The sequence below is a fragment of the Pedobacter sp. UBA4863 genome (genome assembly GCF_002399615.1).
In the GTDB taxonomy this organism is placed as follows: Bacteria; Bacteroidota; Bacteroidia; order Sphingobacteriales; family Sphingobacteriaceae; genus Pedobacter.
Genome location: NZ_DHDZ01000031.1, coordinates 36,597 through 55,121 on the forward strand (window position 1 = coordinate 36,597; position 18,525 = coordinate 55,121).

Consider the following 18,525-nt stretch of genomic DNA (forward strand, 5'->3'; position numbering starts at 1 on the left):
CTAATCTTAAATTCTATTTATTGTTAAGGTTACTCAAGAACTGTTCCAAAGCATATTCGTCTGGAATTAAAACCTCACGAGCCTTACTGCCTTCAAACGGGCCAACAATGCCTGCGCCTTCCAATTGGTCGATAATTCTGCCTGCCCTGTTATAACCTAATTTCATTTTACGCTGGATTAATGAGGTAGAACCTTGCTGGTGCATTACAATCAGCCTTGCTGCATCCTCAAATAAAGGGTCTTTATCGTCTGGGTCGAAATCTTTTGTACTTCCCTCTCCATTTTCATCGATATACTCTGGCAATAAATACGCATCTGGATAGCCACGCTGGTTACCAATAAAGTCAGAGATCCGATCTACCTCGGGCGTATCTACAAAAGCGCACTGTAGCCTAATTAAGTCACTACCTGTGGCTAAAAGCATATCTCCCCTACCAATTAACTGATCGGCGCCACCGCTATCTAAAATGGTACGGGAGTCTATTTTTGACAGCACCCTAAACGCCAATCTGGCAGGAAAGTTAGCTTTAATTGTACCTGTAATTACGTTTACCGACGGACGTTGCGTTGCCAACACCAAATGAATACCAATGGCACGGGCTAATTGTGCTAAACGGGCAATTGGGGTTTCTACCTCCTTACCTGCGGTCATAATTAAATCGGCAAACTCATCTACCACTAAAACAATATAGGGCAAGAAACGGTGCCCGTTATTTGGGTTAAGCTTACGCTTGATGAATTTTTCGTTATACTCCTTCAAGTTCCTCACCATGGCATCTTTCAACAAATCGTAACGTTGATCCATTTCAATACAAAGTGAATTTAAGGTATGTACTACCTTTTTCGTGTCGGTAATGATGGCATCTTCGCCGCCCGGCAATTTGGCCAAGAAATGACGCTCAATTTTATTGAATAGGGTTAACTCTACTTTTTTAGGGTCAACCAAAACAAACTTTAATTGCGAAGGATGTTTTTTATAGAGCAAAGAAACCAAAATAGAGTTAATACCAACCGATTTACCTTGTCCTGTAGCACCCGCTACCAATAAGTGAGGCATTTTAGCCAAATCGGCAATATATACCTCGTTACTAATGGTTTTACCTAGGGCAATGGGCAAATCCATGGTATTTTGCGCCCATTTATCGGTATTTAAAATGCTACGCATTGATACCATTTCTGGATGCGAGTTTGGCACTTCGATACCAATGGTTCCTTTACCCGGCATTGGCGCAATAATACGGATACCTAAAGCAGCTAAGCTTAATGCAATATCGTCTTCTAAATTTTTAATTTTAGAAATACGAACCCCCGGTGCTGGAATAATTTCGTACAGCGTTACGGTTGGGCCAATGGTTGCTTTAATTTTATCAATTTCAATATTGTAGTGATTTAATGTTTCTACAATTTTGTTCTTATTGGCTTCTAGTTCATCAGAATTTACAGAAATTTTGTTTGTCCCATAATTTTCCATCAAATCTAGGTGAGGATATTTATAGCCTGATAAATCTAGCGTTGGGTCATAATTACCAAACTGTTCTACCAATTCATCAGATTTTACTTCTTCTTCGGTTTTTTCGATGGTAAATGTTGGTTCTTCTACCTTTGGTGCAGGTGTAATTTCCATTGCTGGTGTTGCAGCTGCTACTACAGGTGCTGCCGCTACGGGCGCCGCTGGGCTTAACAACACATTTGTTCCCAAAGGAATGGCTGATTTTTCTTGCTCTTCTTCTAATTCGGGCTTTTCAAACCTACTGGGTGTTAAAACAATATTTTGTTCTTGCTTTTGCTGGTTTCTATATTTATCGTTTAAGCTAAATTCTACAGGTTGGGCTATATTTTCTGCCTCTAGCGCTGTATTTTCAGGCACTTCAGGTACTATAATTCGCCTAGGATTTGGCTCTGGTTGTTTCTCGGGGAACTTAAAATCTATATTATAAGCAATAATGAGCACCGATAAGCCTAAGAAAATTAACAGGCCCCCAACGCCAGTTCTACCTATTTGTATCTCTAACAATTTATTGCTCCAATAACCAAATTCGCCTTCTAAAAAGTGTGGCGTTTTAGCAAAAAACGAATGCCCAAATCCGAAAGCTAACGAAATAAACAACAGAAAAAAGAAACTGTAAGCCAGCACCTTCTCTACTGCAAAAATCTTTACTTTAAAAAGCATTCTGTAGCCAATAACGAAAAACACAAAAACGAATAGGAAAGAAGCTACCCCAAACCATTCGTATATAAACTGATGTGACAAAAGCGCACCGATTTTACCCAGCCAGTTTTGCACCACAGGGTCTTCTACGCCACTTTGTTTCAGCTCTTCAATGCTTTTAAATAAATTACTCCACCCTCCGTTGGCATCAATTACATAGCTCTGGTCTTCTTCCCAAGTAAGCAAATAAGAGGTAAAGGCCACTAAAAAATAGATCGAAAGAATGATAAAAAAAAGGCCAATAATTTTCACAAACCGCCCATCTTGAAGATTAAAAGCAGGAAGGTACTCGGGCTTTATTCGGGGTTCCCTTGCACTTGGTTTTTGTCCACTTTTGCTTGCTTCAGCATTTTGTTTAAAAGAATTGGATTTGAATGAATTTCCCCTTACCGACATCGTAATCGTTTAATATTTTAATGAACAAATATAAGAAACTGTTTATATTCTTTTAACCTGTGCAACATTTAGCTGTTACTATTTCATTTAACCTATAATTAGTTTAAACCTTTTGCCTGAATTATAGTCTGTAACTCAGAAAGCAATTAATTTATTGCCTAGGTTTTTTATTTTAGTTTTATCCTGCCCAGCAGCAACTGAGCAGGATTTTTTTTTGTTTTTATTAGCCAGGGCACTTGTCCCAATTACGAGATGCACAGATTTTTGCTTTAATCGTTGCCATTAAATTGCGGTAGCAAATAGTTAATTAAAAGCTATTTTAAAAGACAGCTGTGCATCGGTGGCAAAATACAACTAAGTGCGCTTTCTAAATGTTAATTTAATTTCGTTAATTTAACCTATTAGCGAAACCTAAATAAAAAAAATGGATATCACGCAGCTAGAAACTCTTATAGAAAACAGCCAATTAGATGAAATAGTGGCTTTATTATCGCAAAAACCACAATTGGCAACACAAATCACTTCTCATCAAATTTCGCCAATGTTGCTAGCCTGCTATTATAAAAAAATGGAAATTGCTAATGCCATTGCCGAGTTTATGCCCGAGCTGAGCATTTTTGACGCCTGCGCTATTGGAAAATTTGAGGAGGTTACCCTATTGATCTTTAAAGACCCTCGCTCTATAAACGAATATTCGGCAGATGGCTTTACGCCACTTGGTCTGGCTTGTTATTTTAACCACGAAGAAATTGCCCGTTTTTTAGTATTAAAAGATGCTGAAGTTAACTTGCCAAGTAAAAATGGCTTTAACGTGTTTCCTATACATTCGGCAGTAGCCAACAACAATTTTAATATTACCAAAATTCTTTTAGATGCGGGCGCATATCCTAATGTTTGCCAAAAATCTGGTGTAGCACCTTTACATAGCGCCGCACAACTAGGTAACATAGAAATGATTATCCTTTTATTAGAACACGGCGCAGAAGTTACTTTGCGAATGGAGGGCGGAAAACTACCGGCAGACTTAGCGGCAGAAAAAGGCTTTATTGAAATTGCCGATATTTTAAGGGATGACGATTAACCGGGGTAAGAAAAGTCCAATGTCCGAAATTAAGAGTGACGGGACAAATCGTAAATTTAAATCGTAATTCGTAAATTAGGCTACTCCCAAATTCGCAATCTAATGCGCTTCATATAGTTTCTAATATCGAGCACTATGGCAGCCAGTATATAGAAAAGTATAGGAAAACCTACTGCTAAAAACGATGAATAGATGAAAAACAACCTCACTTTGTTGGTGCTCATATCTAGTTTATTGGCCAAATATTCTGAAACCCCAAAGCTTCTCTTTTCGAAAAAAGTAACTATACGTTGAAACATCTTTTAGTTGATTTTAAATCTAATTTACAAAAATAATAGACAAGGAATAAATATTCAAAGTTTAATTTTCATAAAAATTTAAGCGTCCTGCACAATTTTCTCTAAAGTTGGGTGTCCGATAGGTTGGAAACTTTACAGAGAAAACAGCACAACGATATTCATTTTCTTAAAATTTGGGTGTCCCCGCCCAACTTCATATAGGTACACGAGTAATTATATCCTTTTTTCGGCAGGTGCAGGCACCCACCGATAGATTGGAAACTTTACAGAGAAAACAGCACAACGATATTCATTTTCTTTAAAGTTGGGTGTCCCCACCCACCTTATGTAAAAGATACCTAACTTTAATTCAAAGAAAAACAAAATGAGTTTATTTCATAAACGACAAGGACAAATGGATAATCATGAGATATATTTCTACACGGTTACTATTAATAACTTCCATCATTTGTTAAAATCAGCTGAGGTAAAAACAATCGTAATTGAATCGCTCCGCTATCTTTATATAAACAAATTAGCTATTATATATGGTTATGTAATTATGCCAAATCATATCCACTTAATTTGGAAAACTATCAATGATGATAGAGATGAATCGGTAGTAGGAAGTTTTACCAAATATACGGCGCACCAATTCCAAAAATATTTAAAGTCTAACCATCCCCATCAACTCGAAACCTATAAAGTTGCTCTTAGTGATAGAAATTATCAGTTTTGGAAACGTGATGCTTTAGCTATCCCACTAAGCAGCTTACCAATATTAGAACAGAAATTAGATTATATTCATGCAAATCCGATACAAGAGAAATGGAAATTGGCAAAATTCCCTGAAGATTATAGATGGAGCAGTGCAAGTTTTTATCAAAACGGAATTGATGAGTTTGGCATATTAACCCATTATAGAGATTAGTTCGGTGGGTGGGGACACCCCGCCGATAGATAATATAAGTTAACTCCCTAAAGTTGGCTGTCCCCACCCAACTTCTCTTTTTCTGTAGGTGAAGACACCTACCGATAGGTTGAATATTCAAAGTTTAATTTACATAAACCCGTCATTATCCTTCACAATTTCCCCCTAAAGATTAGGCTGCCATCCTCCTTATGTTAACTCATTACCTCTTCAAAATCTTTAGGCCAATACCGCAATTTAAACACTTTTTAGCATTGCAATAGTCTTTTCGCAACTGCAATAAGGCTTGTGTTTGGTAGGCATTATCTGCAACAACGCCCGCTTCTAAATATGATGTAACAATTGCATTTTTCTCGGCAGTAATACTCTCTAACAAATAAAAAGCACGGGTTTGAAAGTTAGCTTGGCCTGTGTATTTGCCATAAGCAAACAAAAACAAGCTTACCGTATTGATCAAAATATTATCTATGGATGATTTTCCTAGTTGCAGGTAAACTTTTTCTGCTTCTTTGTTAAAATGATAGTGTTTTTGCCAAAATGGGTTTACTGGTAGTTCTTCAAAAAGCAAATGCAATTCTTTTACATTTTTTACTTCCAATACTTTAGAAAACAAATGGCTCGATTTTACAATTAGTGCGGCAAATTGTGCTAACCTTAATGTTGGAAAATTTTGCGGACGCATTCTTAAAAACTTCCAAAGTGAAATATCAATAGGTGTTAAGCCATATTTCTTTTTCAAAAAAGCATACTCGTTTTTTAATTGCTTAGGATAGTTATCTTCAAAACTTTGATTTAAAAACCCCGCCTGACCAAAAATTAACGCTTCTATTTGCAAAGGTTGATCTTTATACTTGGCAAATAAGTTTTGTGATAAACTTTGGGCAAGTACCTGCATGGGCAAGGCATTAACTTTAAAACCGAAACTTTTGGCCATAAAATGATAAAAGGTTTCGTCCCAGTTACCGTTTAATTGTGCTAAACACGCAAAAACTTCTTCAGATTTCTGTGCTAGCCTTTCTACCAACACCCTAGCTAAAAATCCATTAACCACAAAGCTATCTACCTTTCCTATTTGCTGCTCGCAAGGAAAAATATTTGTTGAAGCTATTAAACGCTCATAATTTTCGAACAGGTGTTGGGGAATTTTATCTTTAAGACTTAAAGTAGGCAATAACGTGCCATCGGCTCTTGTAATAGCAATATCGTGTTCCCAAACTACATGCAACACTACATTTTCATAGGCGCTATCGTTTTGGTGCCTGTGCACATTCCAGTCTGATGATTTTAAGTGCACTTCTACTTGTCCTACCCAAGTGGTACCGTCAATACTAATTTTGGCATTAGTAAAATCTGGGCCTGCGTTTTTATTAGGAAAGCCACAGTTCAATATTTTTAATGGTTCTCCATCAACAGTTTCAAGCTGCAATGTATGATACAACCTAAACTGCCAAACAAAATGTAGAAATTCTTCGGGAAAGCGCATATTTGAAGTTACGAATATTTAACTTGAAATATACATACCGCTATATATTTTCGTTGTTAAACACGAACAACTAAAACCTGTTTAAGTAGTAGGTTTCTTATAATTCGTAATAAAAACGCCTAAAATAATCAGTACAGTAGCAATCAGTAAATCGTAGGTAACGGTTTCGTTTAATACCAACCAACCTAAAAATATGGCTATAATGGTATTAAAATAAGAAAGAATAGAAACTTCTGTAGCGGTTACTTTTTTAAGCGCATAATTATAACAGAAGAAACCAACCACCGATCCAAATACGCCTAAATAAACAATAGCAGCCATACTTTCCAAGCTCCATTTATTAAAGTCTGTAGCAGGAGAAACCAACGAAGCTATAACTAACTGTGCAATGGCCGCATAGGCAAACTGGTAAAATAAGTCGAGAAAAATATTATTGCTCTTTTGTGTGTATTTCTTAATATAAATAGTACCCGCTGCCCATCCAGAAATGGCTATTGCCAAGTAAGCGATACCTGTTTTATAATTGGGATCTAACAAATCGCCCAAGCCATCTCTAAAAATAAAAGCCACCCCACTAAAACCAATAATTACACCTATAAAACCTTTTAAACTGGGTTTTTGCAAGCCAAAAACTAAACTACCTAAAAATACGATAATGGGCGATAGCGCAGTAAGCAAAGAGGCCAAACCACTAGGAATACTCTCCTCGGCTACGGTAGTCATTCCGTTGGCAATAATAATCATTAAACTAGCCAAGAAAATTTGGCGACCAAGGCTCTTCCACCCTATCCATTTAAACTCATTTTTGTATAGTAAAATAACTAACAATATTAAGGAAGCAACCACTTGGCGTAAACCCGCCACAAACCAGGCCGGAATAGTTTGTACCGCTATGCGAATGCCCAAATATGTAGTGCCCCAAACAATAGCAATGGTAAACAGTGCTACAATTAATTTAACGTCTTTTTGTGTACTCATATTAAATTAGCGGCCACAAGGATCTGCTCCATTTCTTGTTGTAAAGCCAATGCTTCTGCTCTTGCTTTTTCGGCAAAATCTTCGCCATTGCTTGCATAGATAATGCTACGAGCGGCATTAACCAATAAACCACACTGTTTGTTTAAACCGTGTTCGCAAACCGCACTTAAACTGCCGCCCTGTGCACCAACACCTGGCACTAATAAGAAATTATCTGGCGCCAACCTACGGATATTTTTAAACTCCTCGGCTTGGGTAGCACCAACTACGTACATCATTTGGTGGCTATCTGCCCATTGTTGCGAAGTGGTAATTACTTGCTCATAAAGCTTGTGATGATCGCTCTGCTTTACTTGAAAATCTTGGCTACCCTGATTAGAGGTTAATGCCAGCAGAATTACCCACTTATCTTGGTAAGCTAAAAATGGTGAAACCGAATCTTTGCCCATATAAGGCGCAACGGTAATCGAATCAAAGCTCATTCCCGAACTTTCTTCCTTAAAAAATGCTTCTGCATACATGGCCGAAGTATTGCCAATATCGCCGCGTTTGGCATCGGCAATGGTAAACACCTCTTTCGGAAAATGTTTCCAAGTTTTCACCAAAGTATCCCAACCTTGCACCCCACGGGTTTCGTAAAAAGCAGTATTGGGCTTGTATGCCACGCACAAATCATGGGTAGCGTCAATTAGCTGCTTGTTAAATTCAAGTATTGGGTTGTCATATTTTAAAAGATGTTTAGGCAACTTATCCAATACTGGATCTAGGCCTATGCATAAAAATGATTTCTTACGTTGAATTTGTTCGAAAAGCTGCTGTTTGTTCATGTTGCAAAGATGAAGAAATTTACGGTTTTAGATTTACGATTTAGGATTTTTTTTACCGCATTGTTACATTAAGCCTATGGGAAGGCAACTTACACAGGCTTCATTAGCTATGAATTTGAACGATTAATAAGGCAACATGTATTTTTTTTAAAAAATATCTTGCAGATTAAAATCCATTTTCATACAATTGTGGCATAATTCCCAGAAAGTTTATCTGAATACCTCCCGAAAATCCTTAGCTAGAAAAATTTCTTAAATCTTTTAAGCCCATTTTTGGTTGTATTATTTGGTTAAACCCAAAAATAAAATTCTCGACAAAATATAAATGTTTAGTAAAACAGAACTAACTGAAAAGCTTACCGCCGAATTACGTGAGTTAGCTAAAACAAGTGGCGTTGACAATGCGGGCGATTTACGCAAAAACGACTTGATTGAAGAAATTCTAAAAAAACAAGCAGCTACTAGCGAAGTAAGCGTTACGCCAACACCTCATGCAGTAGAAGCCTCATCTGAAAAACCTGCTAGAAAAAGAACGCGTATCCCAAAAGATACAGCCCCTGTAGTAGAGGAGAAAAAAGAAGACAAAGCTCCAGAGCCTACTCTTTTTGATAAGGCTGAAGAAATAGAAATTCCTTCACCAGATTTTGAAGCTATTGCTTTGGTAACAGGCCAAGAACTTTCGAAACAAGAAAGCATTGCCGATAAGTTAAAAAACCAAAAATCGAAAAGAGAGCGAACCTCTAAAGACGAAAAAGGCGAACAAAACAATAACGAGATCATTGTTATCGATGAAAAGCCTGCTAGAGAAGAAAAACCTCAGCGAGACGAAAACCGTCAGCAAAAACCCCAAAACAATACCAACAACGGAGGTGGCCACCACAAACAAAACGAAACCAGCTATTCTAACTTAGATTTCGACAACACCATTACTAATGAGGGTGTGCTAGAAATTATGCCAGATGGCTACGGTTTCTTACGTTCGGCAGATTATAATTATTTATCTTCTCCAGATGATATTTATGTATCGCAATCGCAAATTAAATTGTTTGGTTTAAAAACTGGCGATACGGTGAACGGAAGTATCCGCCCACCAAAAGAAGGCGAAAAATATTTCCCATTGGTAAAGGTAATTAGCATTAATGGGCGTGTACCTGCTGATGTTAGGGATAGGGTTCCTTTTGATTACCTTACCCCACTTTTCCCTACAGAAAAATTAAACCTGTTTACCGATAGCAGCAATTATTCTACCCGTATTATGGACTTGTTTACCCCAATTGGTAAAGGCCAGCGTGGTTTAATTGTGGCGCAACCAAAAACGGGTAAAACTAATTTGTTAAAAGAAGTGGCCAACGCCATTGCTAAAAATCACCCAGAAGTTTATTTAATTATCTTATTAATAGACGAGCGTCCGGAAGAGGTAACCGATATGGCCCGCAGCGTAAGGGCCGAAGTAGTTTCTTCTACTTTTGACGAGCCTGCTGAAAGACACGTAAAAATTGCCAATATTGTATTAGAAAAATCTAAGCGTTTGGTAGAATGCGGTCATGATGTAGTGATCTTGCTAGATTCTATTACCCGTTTGGCAAGAGCTTATAATACCACTGCACCTGCTTCTGGCAAAATTCTTTCGGGCGGTGTTGATGCCAATGCACTGCATAAACCTAAACGTTTTTTTGGTGCGGCCCGTAATATAGAAAAAGGCGGATCGTTAACTATTTTAGCTACAGCTTTAACCGAAACTGGCTCTAAAATGGACGAGGTAATTTTCGAAGAATTTAAAGGTACAGGTAACATGGAGCTACAATTAGACCGTAAATTGGCCAACAAGCGTATCTTCCCTGCAATTGACATTACCGCATCAAGTACGCGTAGAGATGATTTATTGTTAGATAGAGAAAACCTACAACGCATTTGGGTACTGCGCAACCACTTGGCCGACATGAATAGCCAAGAGGCAATGGAATTGGTACAAGCCCAAATTAAAGGCACCAAGAGTAACGAGGAGTTTTTAATGGGAATGAACGGCTAGTAAAAATTTTACGTTATACGTTATAAAATTGTAAGTTTGGCTTTGCAATAAAAACGTATAACGTAATACCTATAACGTAACACTCAAATGCTGAACCTACCTAATGCTTTAACCTGTGCCAATCTACTTTCTGGCTGTATTGGTATTGTGTTTTGTTTTAATGGCGATTTAAAATCTGCCGCCTATTTTGTAATTCTATCAGGAATATTCGACTTTTTTGATGGAATGGCAGCTAGGGCGCTAAACATAAAAAACAGCATTGGTAAAGACCTTGATTCATTAGCTGATGTAGTTAGTTTCGGATTTTTACCCGGAGCAATTATGTATCACCTCTTTAAGGCCAGCGATGCCCCACATCAATACCTATCCTATTTTGGTTTCATCATTACTTTATTCTCGGCTTTAAGGTTGGCCAAGTTCAATACCGATACTCGCCAAACAGTAGATTTTATTGGCTTAAATACACCTATGAACACCCTGTTCATTGTATCGTTACCTTACGTGGCCGATTATCATCCGCAAATAATTGGCAATTGGCTAGTTTTAGCTGCTATTTCTGTAGTAAGCAGTTATTTATTGGTAAGCGAAATCAAGATTTTCTCTCTAAAATTTAACAATTTGAAATGGGGCGAAAACAAAATTAAATTTATATTTATGATTTTATCGCTCGCATTATTTGTTTGGCAACAGTTTGTAGCGCTGCCAATTATCCTATTGCTTTACATAGGATTGTCTTTTGTTTATTTCAAGAATAAATAACGTAAATTTTAAGGTGTCAATTCATACATAGCATACCCTGAAATTAAATTCAGAGCCTGCTACAACTGCGCTTCTAATGCTGCTTTAGACTTGGCTACTTGCGTTAAAATCATGTTCAGTTCTTGCTTAATTTCTGCCAATGCGCCCGGAATAGCTGCTACATTTAGTTCTTCTTTGGCATTATGCTCAATTACTTGTACATAATCTCTAATATCCGCTCTACCTACATAATAAAAAGTAGGCTTTACTTTATGGGCAAACTCAGACGCTGCCTTCCAATCTTTGGCATCAACGGCTCGCTGCAAATCTTCCAAATAAACAGGAATTTGTTCAACCAAAGTATCTAGCATCTCAATCATAAATTCTGCACTATCGCCAGACATTTCTTTCAAATAAGACAGATCTAAGTCTACTGTACTTTTTGCCGGGTTAATCATAGGAATATTTGGTTATATTTTATGAACAGTTAATTTGTCGCTCAAGTTAAATAAAATGCTTGAAATTTTTTGCTTAAAAACTGGATGAATAAAATTTCCTGCAATTTCGTTCAAAGGCACTAGCACAAATCTACGTTTATGCATTTCTGGGTGGGGTAAAATTAAGCTTGGATCTTGCATAATTTCATTACCATAGAAAATAATATCGATATCTATTAAACGTTCTCCCCATCTTTCTAACCTCACCCTTCCCATTTTCTGTTCAATAGCCAACAATAATTTTAACATATGCAAAGGCTCCAGTTCGCTGTTTACAGCAATGGCCTGATTTAAAAAACCAGGCTGATCTGTTTTGCCCCAGGCCGCAGTTTCATACACGCTAGATTTTGCAAAAACCTCTCCAATTTCACGTTCTATGTACGCTATTGCCGTAGCTAAATTTTGCGCTCTATTGCCAAGGTTAGTACCAAGTAACAAATAAGCGGTGTTACTATCTAATTTCATATTGTATTTAGAGTTTATAGCGATAGCATTTTATGCGTTGCCCTAACACTTATTTTCGATATATCTCAATGCATTCTTTATATTTACAAATTAAACGTTATTACAACTTATGAAAGAATTTTTCAAGTATGTTTTTGCTACAATAGTGGGCATAGTGCTTTCTACAATTATCATAGGCATTCTAGGCCTTATTGTACTCGTGGGTATGATCTCGTCGTTAGATAGCGATACCAAAACTACTGTAAAGGAAAACTCGGTATTATACCTCAACCTAGATCAAACTATTATTGAAAGAACACCCGAAGATTCGTTCGGAAAGTTTTTTGGCGGCGCTAATGATAAAAGTATAGGTTTTAACGATGTAATAAAAGCGCTAAAAAAAGCGCAATCAGACGAAAATATAAAAGCTGTTTATATTAATGTAAGTGCTCCTAATGCAGGGATGGCTACCATGTTGGAAGTTAGAAATGCTATTATAGATTTCAAAAAAAGTAAAAAACCTATAATTGCCTACAGCGAGGTTTACACTCAAGGCGCATACTATTTAGCCTCTGCAGCTAACAAGGTTTATTTAAACCCCGAGGGCGATTTAGAATTTAAAGGATTTAGTTCTGAACTGATCTTCTTTAAAGGTGCCTTAGAAAAACTGGGCATTGAGGCCCAAGTTATTCGTGTTGGAAATTACAAAAGTGCAGTAGAGCCTTTTATAAACACCAAAATGAGCGATTATAATCGTCAACAAGTTACTGCTTATGTAAATAGTCTGTACCAAACCTTCTTAAATGGCATTGCCGAAACCCGTAAAATAGAAAAAGACAGTTTATATCAAATTGCCAACCAATATAAAATACAATTCCCTAAAGATGCCTTGGCCTACAAAATGGTTGATGGATTAAAATATAAAGATGAAGTATTAGATGAGCTGAGAAACATTACAGGCAAAGGCAAAAAAGACGACATCAATAGTATAAGCATTAACGATTATATTAAGAACCTGCCTACACAAGGCAATGTGGCTTCAAAAAACAAAGTGGCTGTTATTTATGCCAATGGCGATATTGTTGGCGGCGAAGGCTCTGATGAGCAAATTGGCTCTGAACGTATCTCTAGAGCTATTAGAAAGGCTCGTTTAGACGAGAATGTAAAAGCCATTGTTTTACGCGTAAACTCTGGTGGCGGTAGTGCATTAGCTTCTGATGTAATTTGGAGAGAAATGGTATTAAGCAAAAAGGTAAAACCTGTAATGGCTTCTTTCGGTGATGTGGCCGCATCTGGCGGATATTATATCGCCGCTGGTGCCGATAGTATTTTTGTACAACCTAATACCATTACTGGTTCTATCGGCGTATTTGGCATTATTCCAAACTTCCAAAACTTACTTAACAACAAGTTAGGCTTAACTTTCGATGGTGTTAAAACAGGGCAATATGCCGATATTATGAGCACCAATAGACCTTTAACTCCTGGTGAGCGGGCTATTATCCAAAAAAGTGTAAACAAAATCTACGATACTTTTATTAGCAAAGTAGCCGACGGGAGAAAGAAAACCAAAACACAGGTTGATAGTTTAGGAGGCGGCCGTGTTTGGATAGGCACCGAAGCTGTTAAAAATGGTTTAGCAGATAGATTGGGAAGCTTTAGCGACGCCGTTAAATCTGCGGCTACCAAAGCTAAATTAAAGGATTATAGAGTGGTAGAATATCCAGAAAAAATTGATCCATTAAAAGAGCTATTAAGCTCTGCAAAAGATAAAGTAAGTGCTTATTACGCTAAAAAAGAATTTGGCGAAAATTACCTGTACTACAAACAAATGCAAAAAACCTTAACCAATAGTGGCATTCAGACTAGAATGGATTACGAGATTAGAATTAAGTAACACCCTAGCCCCCAGAAGGGGAACTTTAAACCTTACAATTAAAAGCTGCTTGGTATTCTTTTGTGTATTTTGTGGTAAAAAATCGTAAATCGTAATTCTAAAATCGTAAATCTCCTCATGGAAAACAAACCCATAGCTCGTACGCTCAGATTATTATCCCAATTAATGGAACTTCACAACGAAAATCCGTTTAAGATAAAATCTGTAGCCAATGCAGCCTTTAAAATAGATAAATTACCTTTTGCCATTGCTAGCAAGCCCATTAGCGAAATTGACAAAATAGATGGCGTAGGCAAAAGTATTGCGGCAAAAATTGTAGAATTGCTAGAAACAGGAACTATTGGCGAACTAGAAAGTTTATTGGACCAAACTCCTCCTGGAGTTGTAGAAATGTTGGGCATTAAAGGCATTGGTCCTAAAAAAATTGCTACCATCTGGCACGATTTACACATCGAAAATATTGGCGAGCTATACTATGCCTGCAACGAAAACCGACTAATTGAAGCCAAAGGTTTTGGACTAAAAACTCAAGAAGAAATTAAGAAGGTTATTGAGTTTAAAATGGCCGCTAATGGTAAGTTTTTGTATGCCCAAGCAGAACCTGTGGTTAACAACGTGCATGAAAAACTATCAGTTTGGCTTAATGAGGTAGAGCACGATGCCTTATTGGGAATTGCAGGCGAATACAGAAGATTATGCGAAATTATTGAGGAGGCGGTGTTTGTGCTTGGCACAGCAAATCAAGCATTGCTCATTACACAGTTAAGCAGTTTTGAACTTAATTTTACTGAAACAGCCCCCAATATCTTCACGGCACAAACAGAGAGCAACTTAACTATTAAACTGTTTATTGTCCCGAAGGCTAATTTTTACCTGGATTATTTTAAGCTAACCGGAAATGAAACGCACGTAAACCAAGTATTGGCGATAGCTGGAAATCAGGTTTTCAAGACCGAAGAAGATATTTACGAAAAAGCTGGTATAGCTTTCATTGTGCCCGAGTTACGCGAAGGTTTAAATGAAGTTGAACTGGCTAAAAAACATCAGTTACCAACGCTTATTACCAACCAAGATTTAAAAGGAAGTTTACACAACCACTCCGATTGGAGCGATGGCGTACACACCCTAGAAGAAATGGCCTTATTTTGTAAAGACATCCTTAAATTGGAATATCTTGGCATTTGCGACCACTCTAAATCTGCTTTTTATGCCAACGGGCTAAATGAACAACGGGTGTATGCCCAACACCAACAAATTAACGAGCTGAACCAAAAACTAGCTCCTTTTAAAATTTTTAAAGGCATAGAAAGTGATATTTTGTATGATGGCTCTTTAGATTACAGCGATGATATTTTAAAAACTTTCGATTTTGTGGTAGCTTCTGTTCACAGTCAGTTAAAAATGACGGAAGAAAAAGCTACAGAACGTTTACTTAAGGCTATAGAAAACCCTTATACTACCATTTTGGGGCATCCAACCGGCAGGTTGTTATTAAGTAGAAAAGGTTACGATATCGATTATAAAAAAATAATAGATGCTTGTGCAGCCAATGGTGTAGTGATAGAGATTAATGCCAATCCGCTACGTTTAGATTTAGATTGGCGTTGGCATCGCTATGCGTTAGAAAAAGGCGTGTTACTTGCTATAAACCCCGATGCACACCGCAAAGAAGGCTTTTTAGACATGCGTTATGGGGTAATGGTTGCCCGCAAAGGCGGATTAACTGCTGAAAAATGTTTAAACGCATTTTCTTTATCTGAAATCTCTAACTTTTTTGCTAGCAAACAATAAAGGGCAAAATTCGTTATCTATGGGTCATCTACTGTTGTTATTTGCATAAAATTGCCAGAAATGAAACAACTTATTATGGTTAGGCATGCCAAATCTGATTGGGGAGATTTTAACCTCAAGGATTTCGACAGGCCGCTAAATGCCCGAGGGCATAAAAATGCACCAGAAATGGCACAACGATTAGTCGAAAAAAAATTAGCTCCTCATTTAATAGTTAGCAGCCCAGCTTTACGAGCCATAACTACCGCAAAATACTTTGCTGCAGCTTGGCAAATTAGCCCCGAGTTAATAAAAACAGAACTGTCTATTTACGAAGCGCCCATAAGAAATCTATTAAAAGTAATTAATGATTTAGATAACCAATACGATAAGGTTGCCCTATTTGGCCATAACCCTGGCTTAACAGATTTATTAAACTACCTAACAGACGAATATATTGGCAATATGCCCACTTGTAGTGTGGTTGTTATCGAATTTCCTTTTGATGATTGGAAAATGATTAGCGGTAGCACCGGAAATTTAGTATTATTCGATTACCCAAAAAGCGGGCTGGATTGACAGGGTTGCCATGCTGAACACCGTGAAGAATCTAACAGACGCCCCGACAGGCTCAGTATGACAGGCTAGTCAAAATTTTGGGTGATTAAAACTTAAGGTGCTTAACCGTTAAACCTCCGTTAATTAATTGTTTCAACGAGTCTATACCTATTTTAAGATGCGTTTCTACATAATTAGCAGTAACAGAGCTATCGCTTTCTGAGGTTTTTACACCTTCTGGTATCATGGGCTGGTCTGACACTAACAATAAAGCGCCGGTAGGAATTTTATTGGCAAAGCCAGTAGTAAACACTGTTGCAGTTTCCATATCTACGGCCATAGCACGCAAGCTTTTCAAATACTTTTTAAAATTTTTATCGTGCTCCCAAACCCTGCGGTTGGTAGTGTAACAAGTTCCTGTCCAGTAATCTCTAGAATGGTCTCTAATGGTAGTAGAAATAGCTTTTTGCAATGCAAAAGCAGGTAAAGCTGGCACTTCTGCTGGCAAATAATCGTTAGAAGTCCCCTCGCCTCTAATTGCCGCAATTGGAAGGATAAGGTCGCCAATTTGGTTTTTCTTCTTTAAACCGCCGCATTTACCTAAAAACAACACCGCTTTAGGTTGTATTGCCGTAAGTAAATCCATCATGGTTGCCGCCAGCGGGCTACCCATACCAAAATTGATGATGGTGATGCCGTTAGCTGTTACACTTTGCATGGGCTTATCTAAACCATAAATAGGCGCATTGTCGTTCCATTCAGAAAACAGGGATACATACTTGCTAAAATTGGTAAGTAAAATGTACTGACCGAATTCTTCTAAAGGCCTGCCAGTATAACGAGGCAGCCAATTTTTCACAATATCCTCTTTGCTTTTTAAGCCTTCTCTAATTGGTGTTTCCACCTCTTTGGCTTTCTTTGCTTTTTTTACAACTTTTACTACTTCTTCATCTTTTTTTACGTCTTTTTCTTCATTCATATTTTTTCTCCTTTCTTTAAATTTATACTTTTTTGTTGACAATTGGTAAATAGTTGATGGTTGATAGCTCATAGACTATTTATCATCGGCCATAAACCATAAACCAAAAGGTTAAAAAAAATCCCGAACAAGTCGGGATTTTATAGTTTTAAGCTGCCTTAAGTTTTTTGAAATCAGATTTCTCAAATTTCTCCTTGGCATACGCTAGTGTAATCTCTAACTCTTTTACATCCGTTTCAGACGGTGTGTCGTACATCGCGTCTAACATGATAGATTCGCAGATTGATCTTAATCCCCTTGCCCCTAATTTGTATTCCATGGCTTTATCTACAATAAACTCTAGCACCTCATCATCAAACTTCAATGCTACATTTTCATAATTGAAAAGCTTCACATATTGCTTGGTTAGTGAATTTTTAGGTTCTGTTAAGATATTGCGCAATGCTGCTTTATCTAAAGGTTCTAAGTGCGTTAAAACCGGCACACGTCCAATTAGCTCTGGAATTAAGCCAAACGACTTTAAATCTTGAGGAGTGATGTACTTGTATAGGTTTTTAAAATCTAAATCCACTTCGTCTTTCTTCACCTTATAGCCCACTGCCTGCGTACGTAAACGATTGGCAATTTTTCTTTCGATACCATCAAAAGCACCACCGCAGATAAATAAAATATTATTGGTGTTTACGGCAATCATTTTTTGGTCTGGATGCTTTCTACCTCCTTGTGGTGGTACATTCACAATAGTTCCTTCTAAAATTTTCAACAATGCCTGTTGTACGCCCTCGCCACTTACATCTCTCGTTATCGATGGGTTATCGCTTTTACGGGCTACCTTATCTACCTCGTCAATGTAAACAATACCACGCTCTGCCGAAGCGACATCGTAATCTGCTGCTTGCAATAAACGGGTTAAAATACTTTCTACGTCTTCGCCAACATACCCTGCCTCAGTTAATACAGTTGCATCTACAATACAAAACGGCACGTGTAAGATCTTCGCAATGGTTTTGGCCAAAAGGGTTTTTCCTGTCCCTGTTTCGCCAACTAACATGATGTTCGATTTTTCGATCTCTACTTCATCTTTATCAATCTTTTGGCTTAATCTCTTGTAGTGATTATAAACCGCTACAGAAAGCACTTTTTTTGCATCGTACTGACCAATTACATATTGATCTAAGTGCGCTTTAATCTCCGCAGGTTTTAAGAGTTTAAAACTCTCGTCAAACGCCTTGCCTTTTTTATTTCCTAGCTCTTGTGCCAGCAAAACATTGGCCTGATTTACACATTTATCGCATATATATGCATCCAAGCCCTCAATTAACATTAAGGTTTCGTCTTTAGGAGTGCCGCAAAACGAACAATGTGAAACTTTTCCTTGTCTAGCCATTTTTTTTGTTTTCAGTTTTCAATTTGTAGTTTGCAGTTGGTTG

Annotated in this window: 16 protein-coding genes; 7 read left to right on the plus strand and 9 right to left on the minus strand. The window is 37.5% G+C overall.

Translation table 11 applies throughout. From position 1 onward, the window contains the following. Positions 1-13: 13 nt before the first annotated feature. Positions 14-2,605: an FtsK/SpoIIIE family DNA translocase gene (locus tag B3I52_RS06355; RefSeq protein WP_293299634.1), complete on the minus strand. Its 2,592-nt coding sequence runs from the start codon at positions 2,603-2,605 to the stop codon at positions 14-16. Positions 2,606-3,029: 424 nt separating this feature from the next. Here B3I52_RS06355 and B3I52_RS06360 point away from each other — a divergent pair, with 424 nt between their 5' ends. Then, positions 3,030-3,686, plus strand: coding sequence for an ankyrin repeat domain-containing protein (locus tag B3I52_RS06360; RefSeq protein ID WP_293299635.1), 657 nt, complete (start codon positions 3,030-3,032; stop codon positions 3,684-3,686). Between the two features lie 80 nt (positions 3,687-3,766). Here B3I52_RS06360 and B3I52_RS06365 read toward each other — a convergent pair whose 3' ends face one another. Next, a complete protein-coding gene (locus B3I52_RS06365) occupies positions 3,767-3,985 on the minus strand; it encodes a PspC domain-containing protein (protein WP_293299636.1) in 219 nt (72 codons plus the stop codon). A gap of 364 nt (positions 3,986-4,349) precedes the next feature. Between B3I52_RS06365 and B3I52_RS06370 the strand changes: the two genes are divergently transcribed. Beyond that, positions 4,350-4,895 (plus strand): transposase, encoded by a 546-nt coding sequence (locus B3I52_RS06370; RefSeq protein ID WP_293299638.1) that lies wholly within the window; start codon positions 4,350-4,352, stop codon positions 4,893-4,895. Positions 4,896-5,097: 202 nt separating this feature from the next. On the opposite strand, the gene B3I52_RS06375 is transcribed toward B3I52_RS06370, so the two are convergent. The 3 genes from B3I52_RS06375 to pyrF all read right to left on the minus strand — a co-directional run bounded on the left by B3I52_RS06375 (position 5,098) and on the right by pyrF (position 8,183). Beyond that, positions 5,098-6,378, minus strand: coding sequence for a DUF2851 family protein (locus tag B3I52_RS06375; protein WP_293299640.1), 1,281 nt, complete (start codon positions 6,376-6,378; stop codon positions 5,098-5,100). Between the two features lie 81 nt (positions 6,379-6,459). Continuing rightward, entirely contained in the window at positions 6,460-7,356 is an 897-nt protein-coding gene (locus B3I52_RS06380) for a DMT family transporter (RefSeq protein WP_293299641.1), read from the minus strand. Then, positions 7,353-8,183: an orotidine-5'-phosphate decarboxylase gene (pyrF, locus tag B3I52_RS06385; protein ID WP_293299643.1), complete on the minus strand. Its 831-nt coding sequence runs from the start codon at positions 8,181-8,183 to the stop codon at positions 7,353-7,355. Before pyrF ends, B3I52_RS06380 begins: the two co-directional genes overlap by 4 nt. A 325-nt stretch (positions 8,184-8,508) precedes the next feature. On the opposite strand from pyrF, the gene rho reads away from it, so the two are divergent. Together rho and pssA are read left to right on the plus strand one after the other, a co-directional pair. Continuing rightward, positions 8,509-10,212, plus strand: a complete 1,704-nt coding sequence (gene rho, locus B3I52_RS06390) for a transcription termination factor Rho (RefSeq protein ID WP_293299645.1) — start codon at positions 8,509-8,511, stop codon at positions 10,210-10,212. Between the two features lie 87 nt (positions 10,213-10,299). Next, complete coding sequence (gene pssA, locus B3I52_RS06395; RefSeq protein WP_293299646.1) at positions 10,300-10,971, plus strand: CDP-diacylglycerol--serine O-phosphatidyltransferase; 672 nt, start codon at positions 10,300-10,302, stop codon at positions 10,969-10,971. A 59-nt stretch (positions 10,972-11,030) separates the two neighbouring features. Here the strand turns inward: pssA and B3I52_RS06400 are convergent, their stop codons facing one another. Continuing rightward, positions 11,031-11,408 (minus strand): Hpt domain-containing protein, encoded by a 378-nt coding sequence (locus B3I52_RS06400; RefSeq protein WP_293299648.1) that lies wholly within the window; start codon positions 11,406-11,408, stop codon positions 11,031-11,033. A gap of 12 nt (positions 11,409-11,420) precedes the next feature. Beyond that, the gene (folK, locus tag B3I52_RS06405) at positions 11,421-11,912 is read right to left on the minus strand and encodes a 2-amino-4-hydroxy-6-hydroxymethyldihydropteridine diphosphokinase (RefSeq protein ID WP_293299650.1); all 492 of its coding nucleotides are present in this window, start codon (positions 11,910-11,912) and stop codon (positions 11,421-11,423) included. A gap of 109 nt (positions 11,913-12,021) precedes the next feature. On the opposite strand from folK, the gene sppA reads away from it, so the two are divergent. From sppA to B3I52_RS06420, 3 genes are all read left to right on the plus strand, one after another. Further along, positions 12,022-13,788: a signal peptide peptidase SppA gene (sppA, locus tag B3I52_RS06410; protein ID WP_293299651.1), complete on the plus strand. Its 1,767-nt coding sequence runs from the start codon at positions 12,022-12,024 to the stop codon at positions 13,786-13,788. 117 nt (positions 13,789-13,905) lie between these two features. Then, positions 13,906-15,579: a DNA polymerase/3'-5' exonuclease PolX gene (locus B3I52_RS06415; RefSeq protein WP_293299652.1), complete on the plus strand. Its 1,674-nt coding sequence runs from the start codon at positions 13,906-13,908 to the stop codon at positions 15,577-15,579. Positions 15,580-15,639: 60 nt separating this feature from the next. Continuing rightward, complete coding sequence (locus B3I52_RS06420) at positions 15,640-16,137, plus strand: SixA phosphatase family protein (RefSeq protein WP_293299654.1); 498 nt, start codon at positions 15,640-15,642, stop codon at positions 16,135-16,137. A gap of 85 nt (positions 16,138-16,222) precedes the next feature. Here B3I52_RS06420 and B3I52_RS06425 read toward each other — a convergent pair whose 3' ends face one another. Together B3I52_RS06425 and clpX are read right to left on the minus strand one after the other, a co-directional pair. Then, the gene (locus B3I52_RS06425; RefSeq protein WP_293299655.1) at positions 16,223-17,095 is read right to left on the minus strand and encodes an AMP nucleosidase; all 873 of its coding nucleotides are present in this window, start codon (positions 17,093-17,095) and stop codon (positions 16,223-16,225) included. A gap of 148 nt (positions 17,096-17,243) precedes the next feature. After that, a complete protein-coding gene (clpX, locus tag B3I52_RS06430; protein ID WP_293299657.1) occupies positions 17,244-18,482 on the minus strand; it encodes an ATP-dependent Clp protease ATP-binding subunit ClpX in 1,239 nt (412 codons plus the stop codon). Between the last annotated feature and the right edge of the window lie 43 nt (positions 18,483-18,525).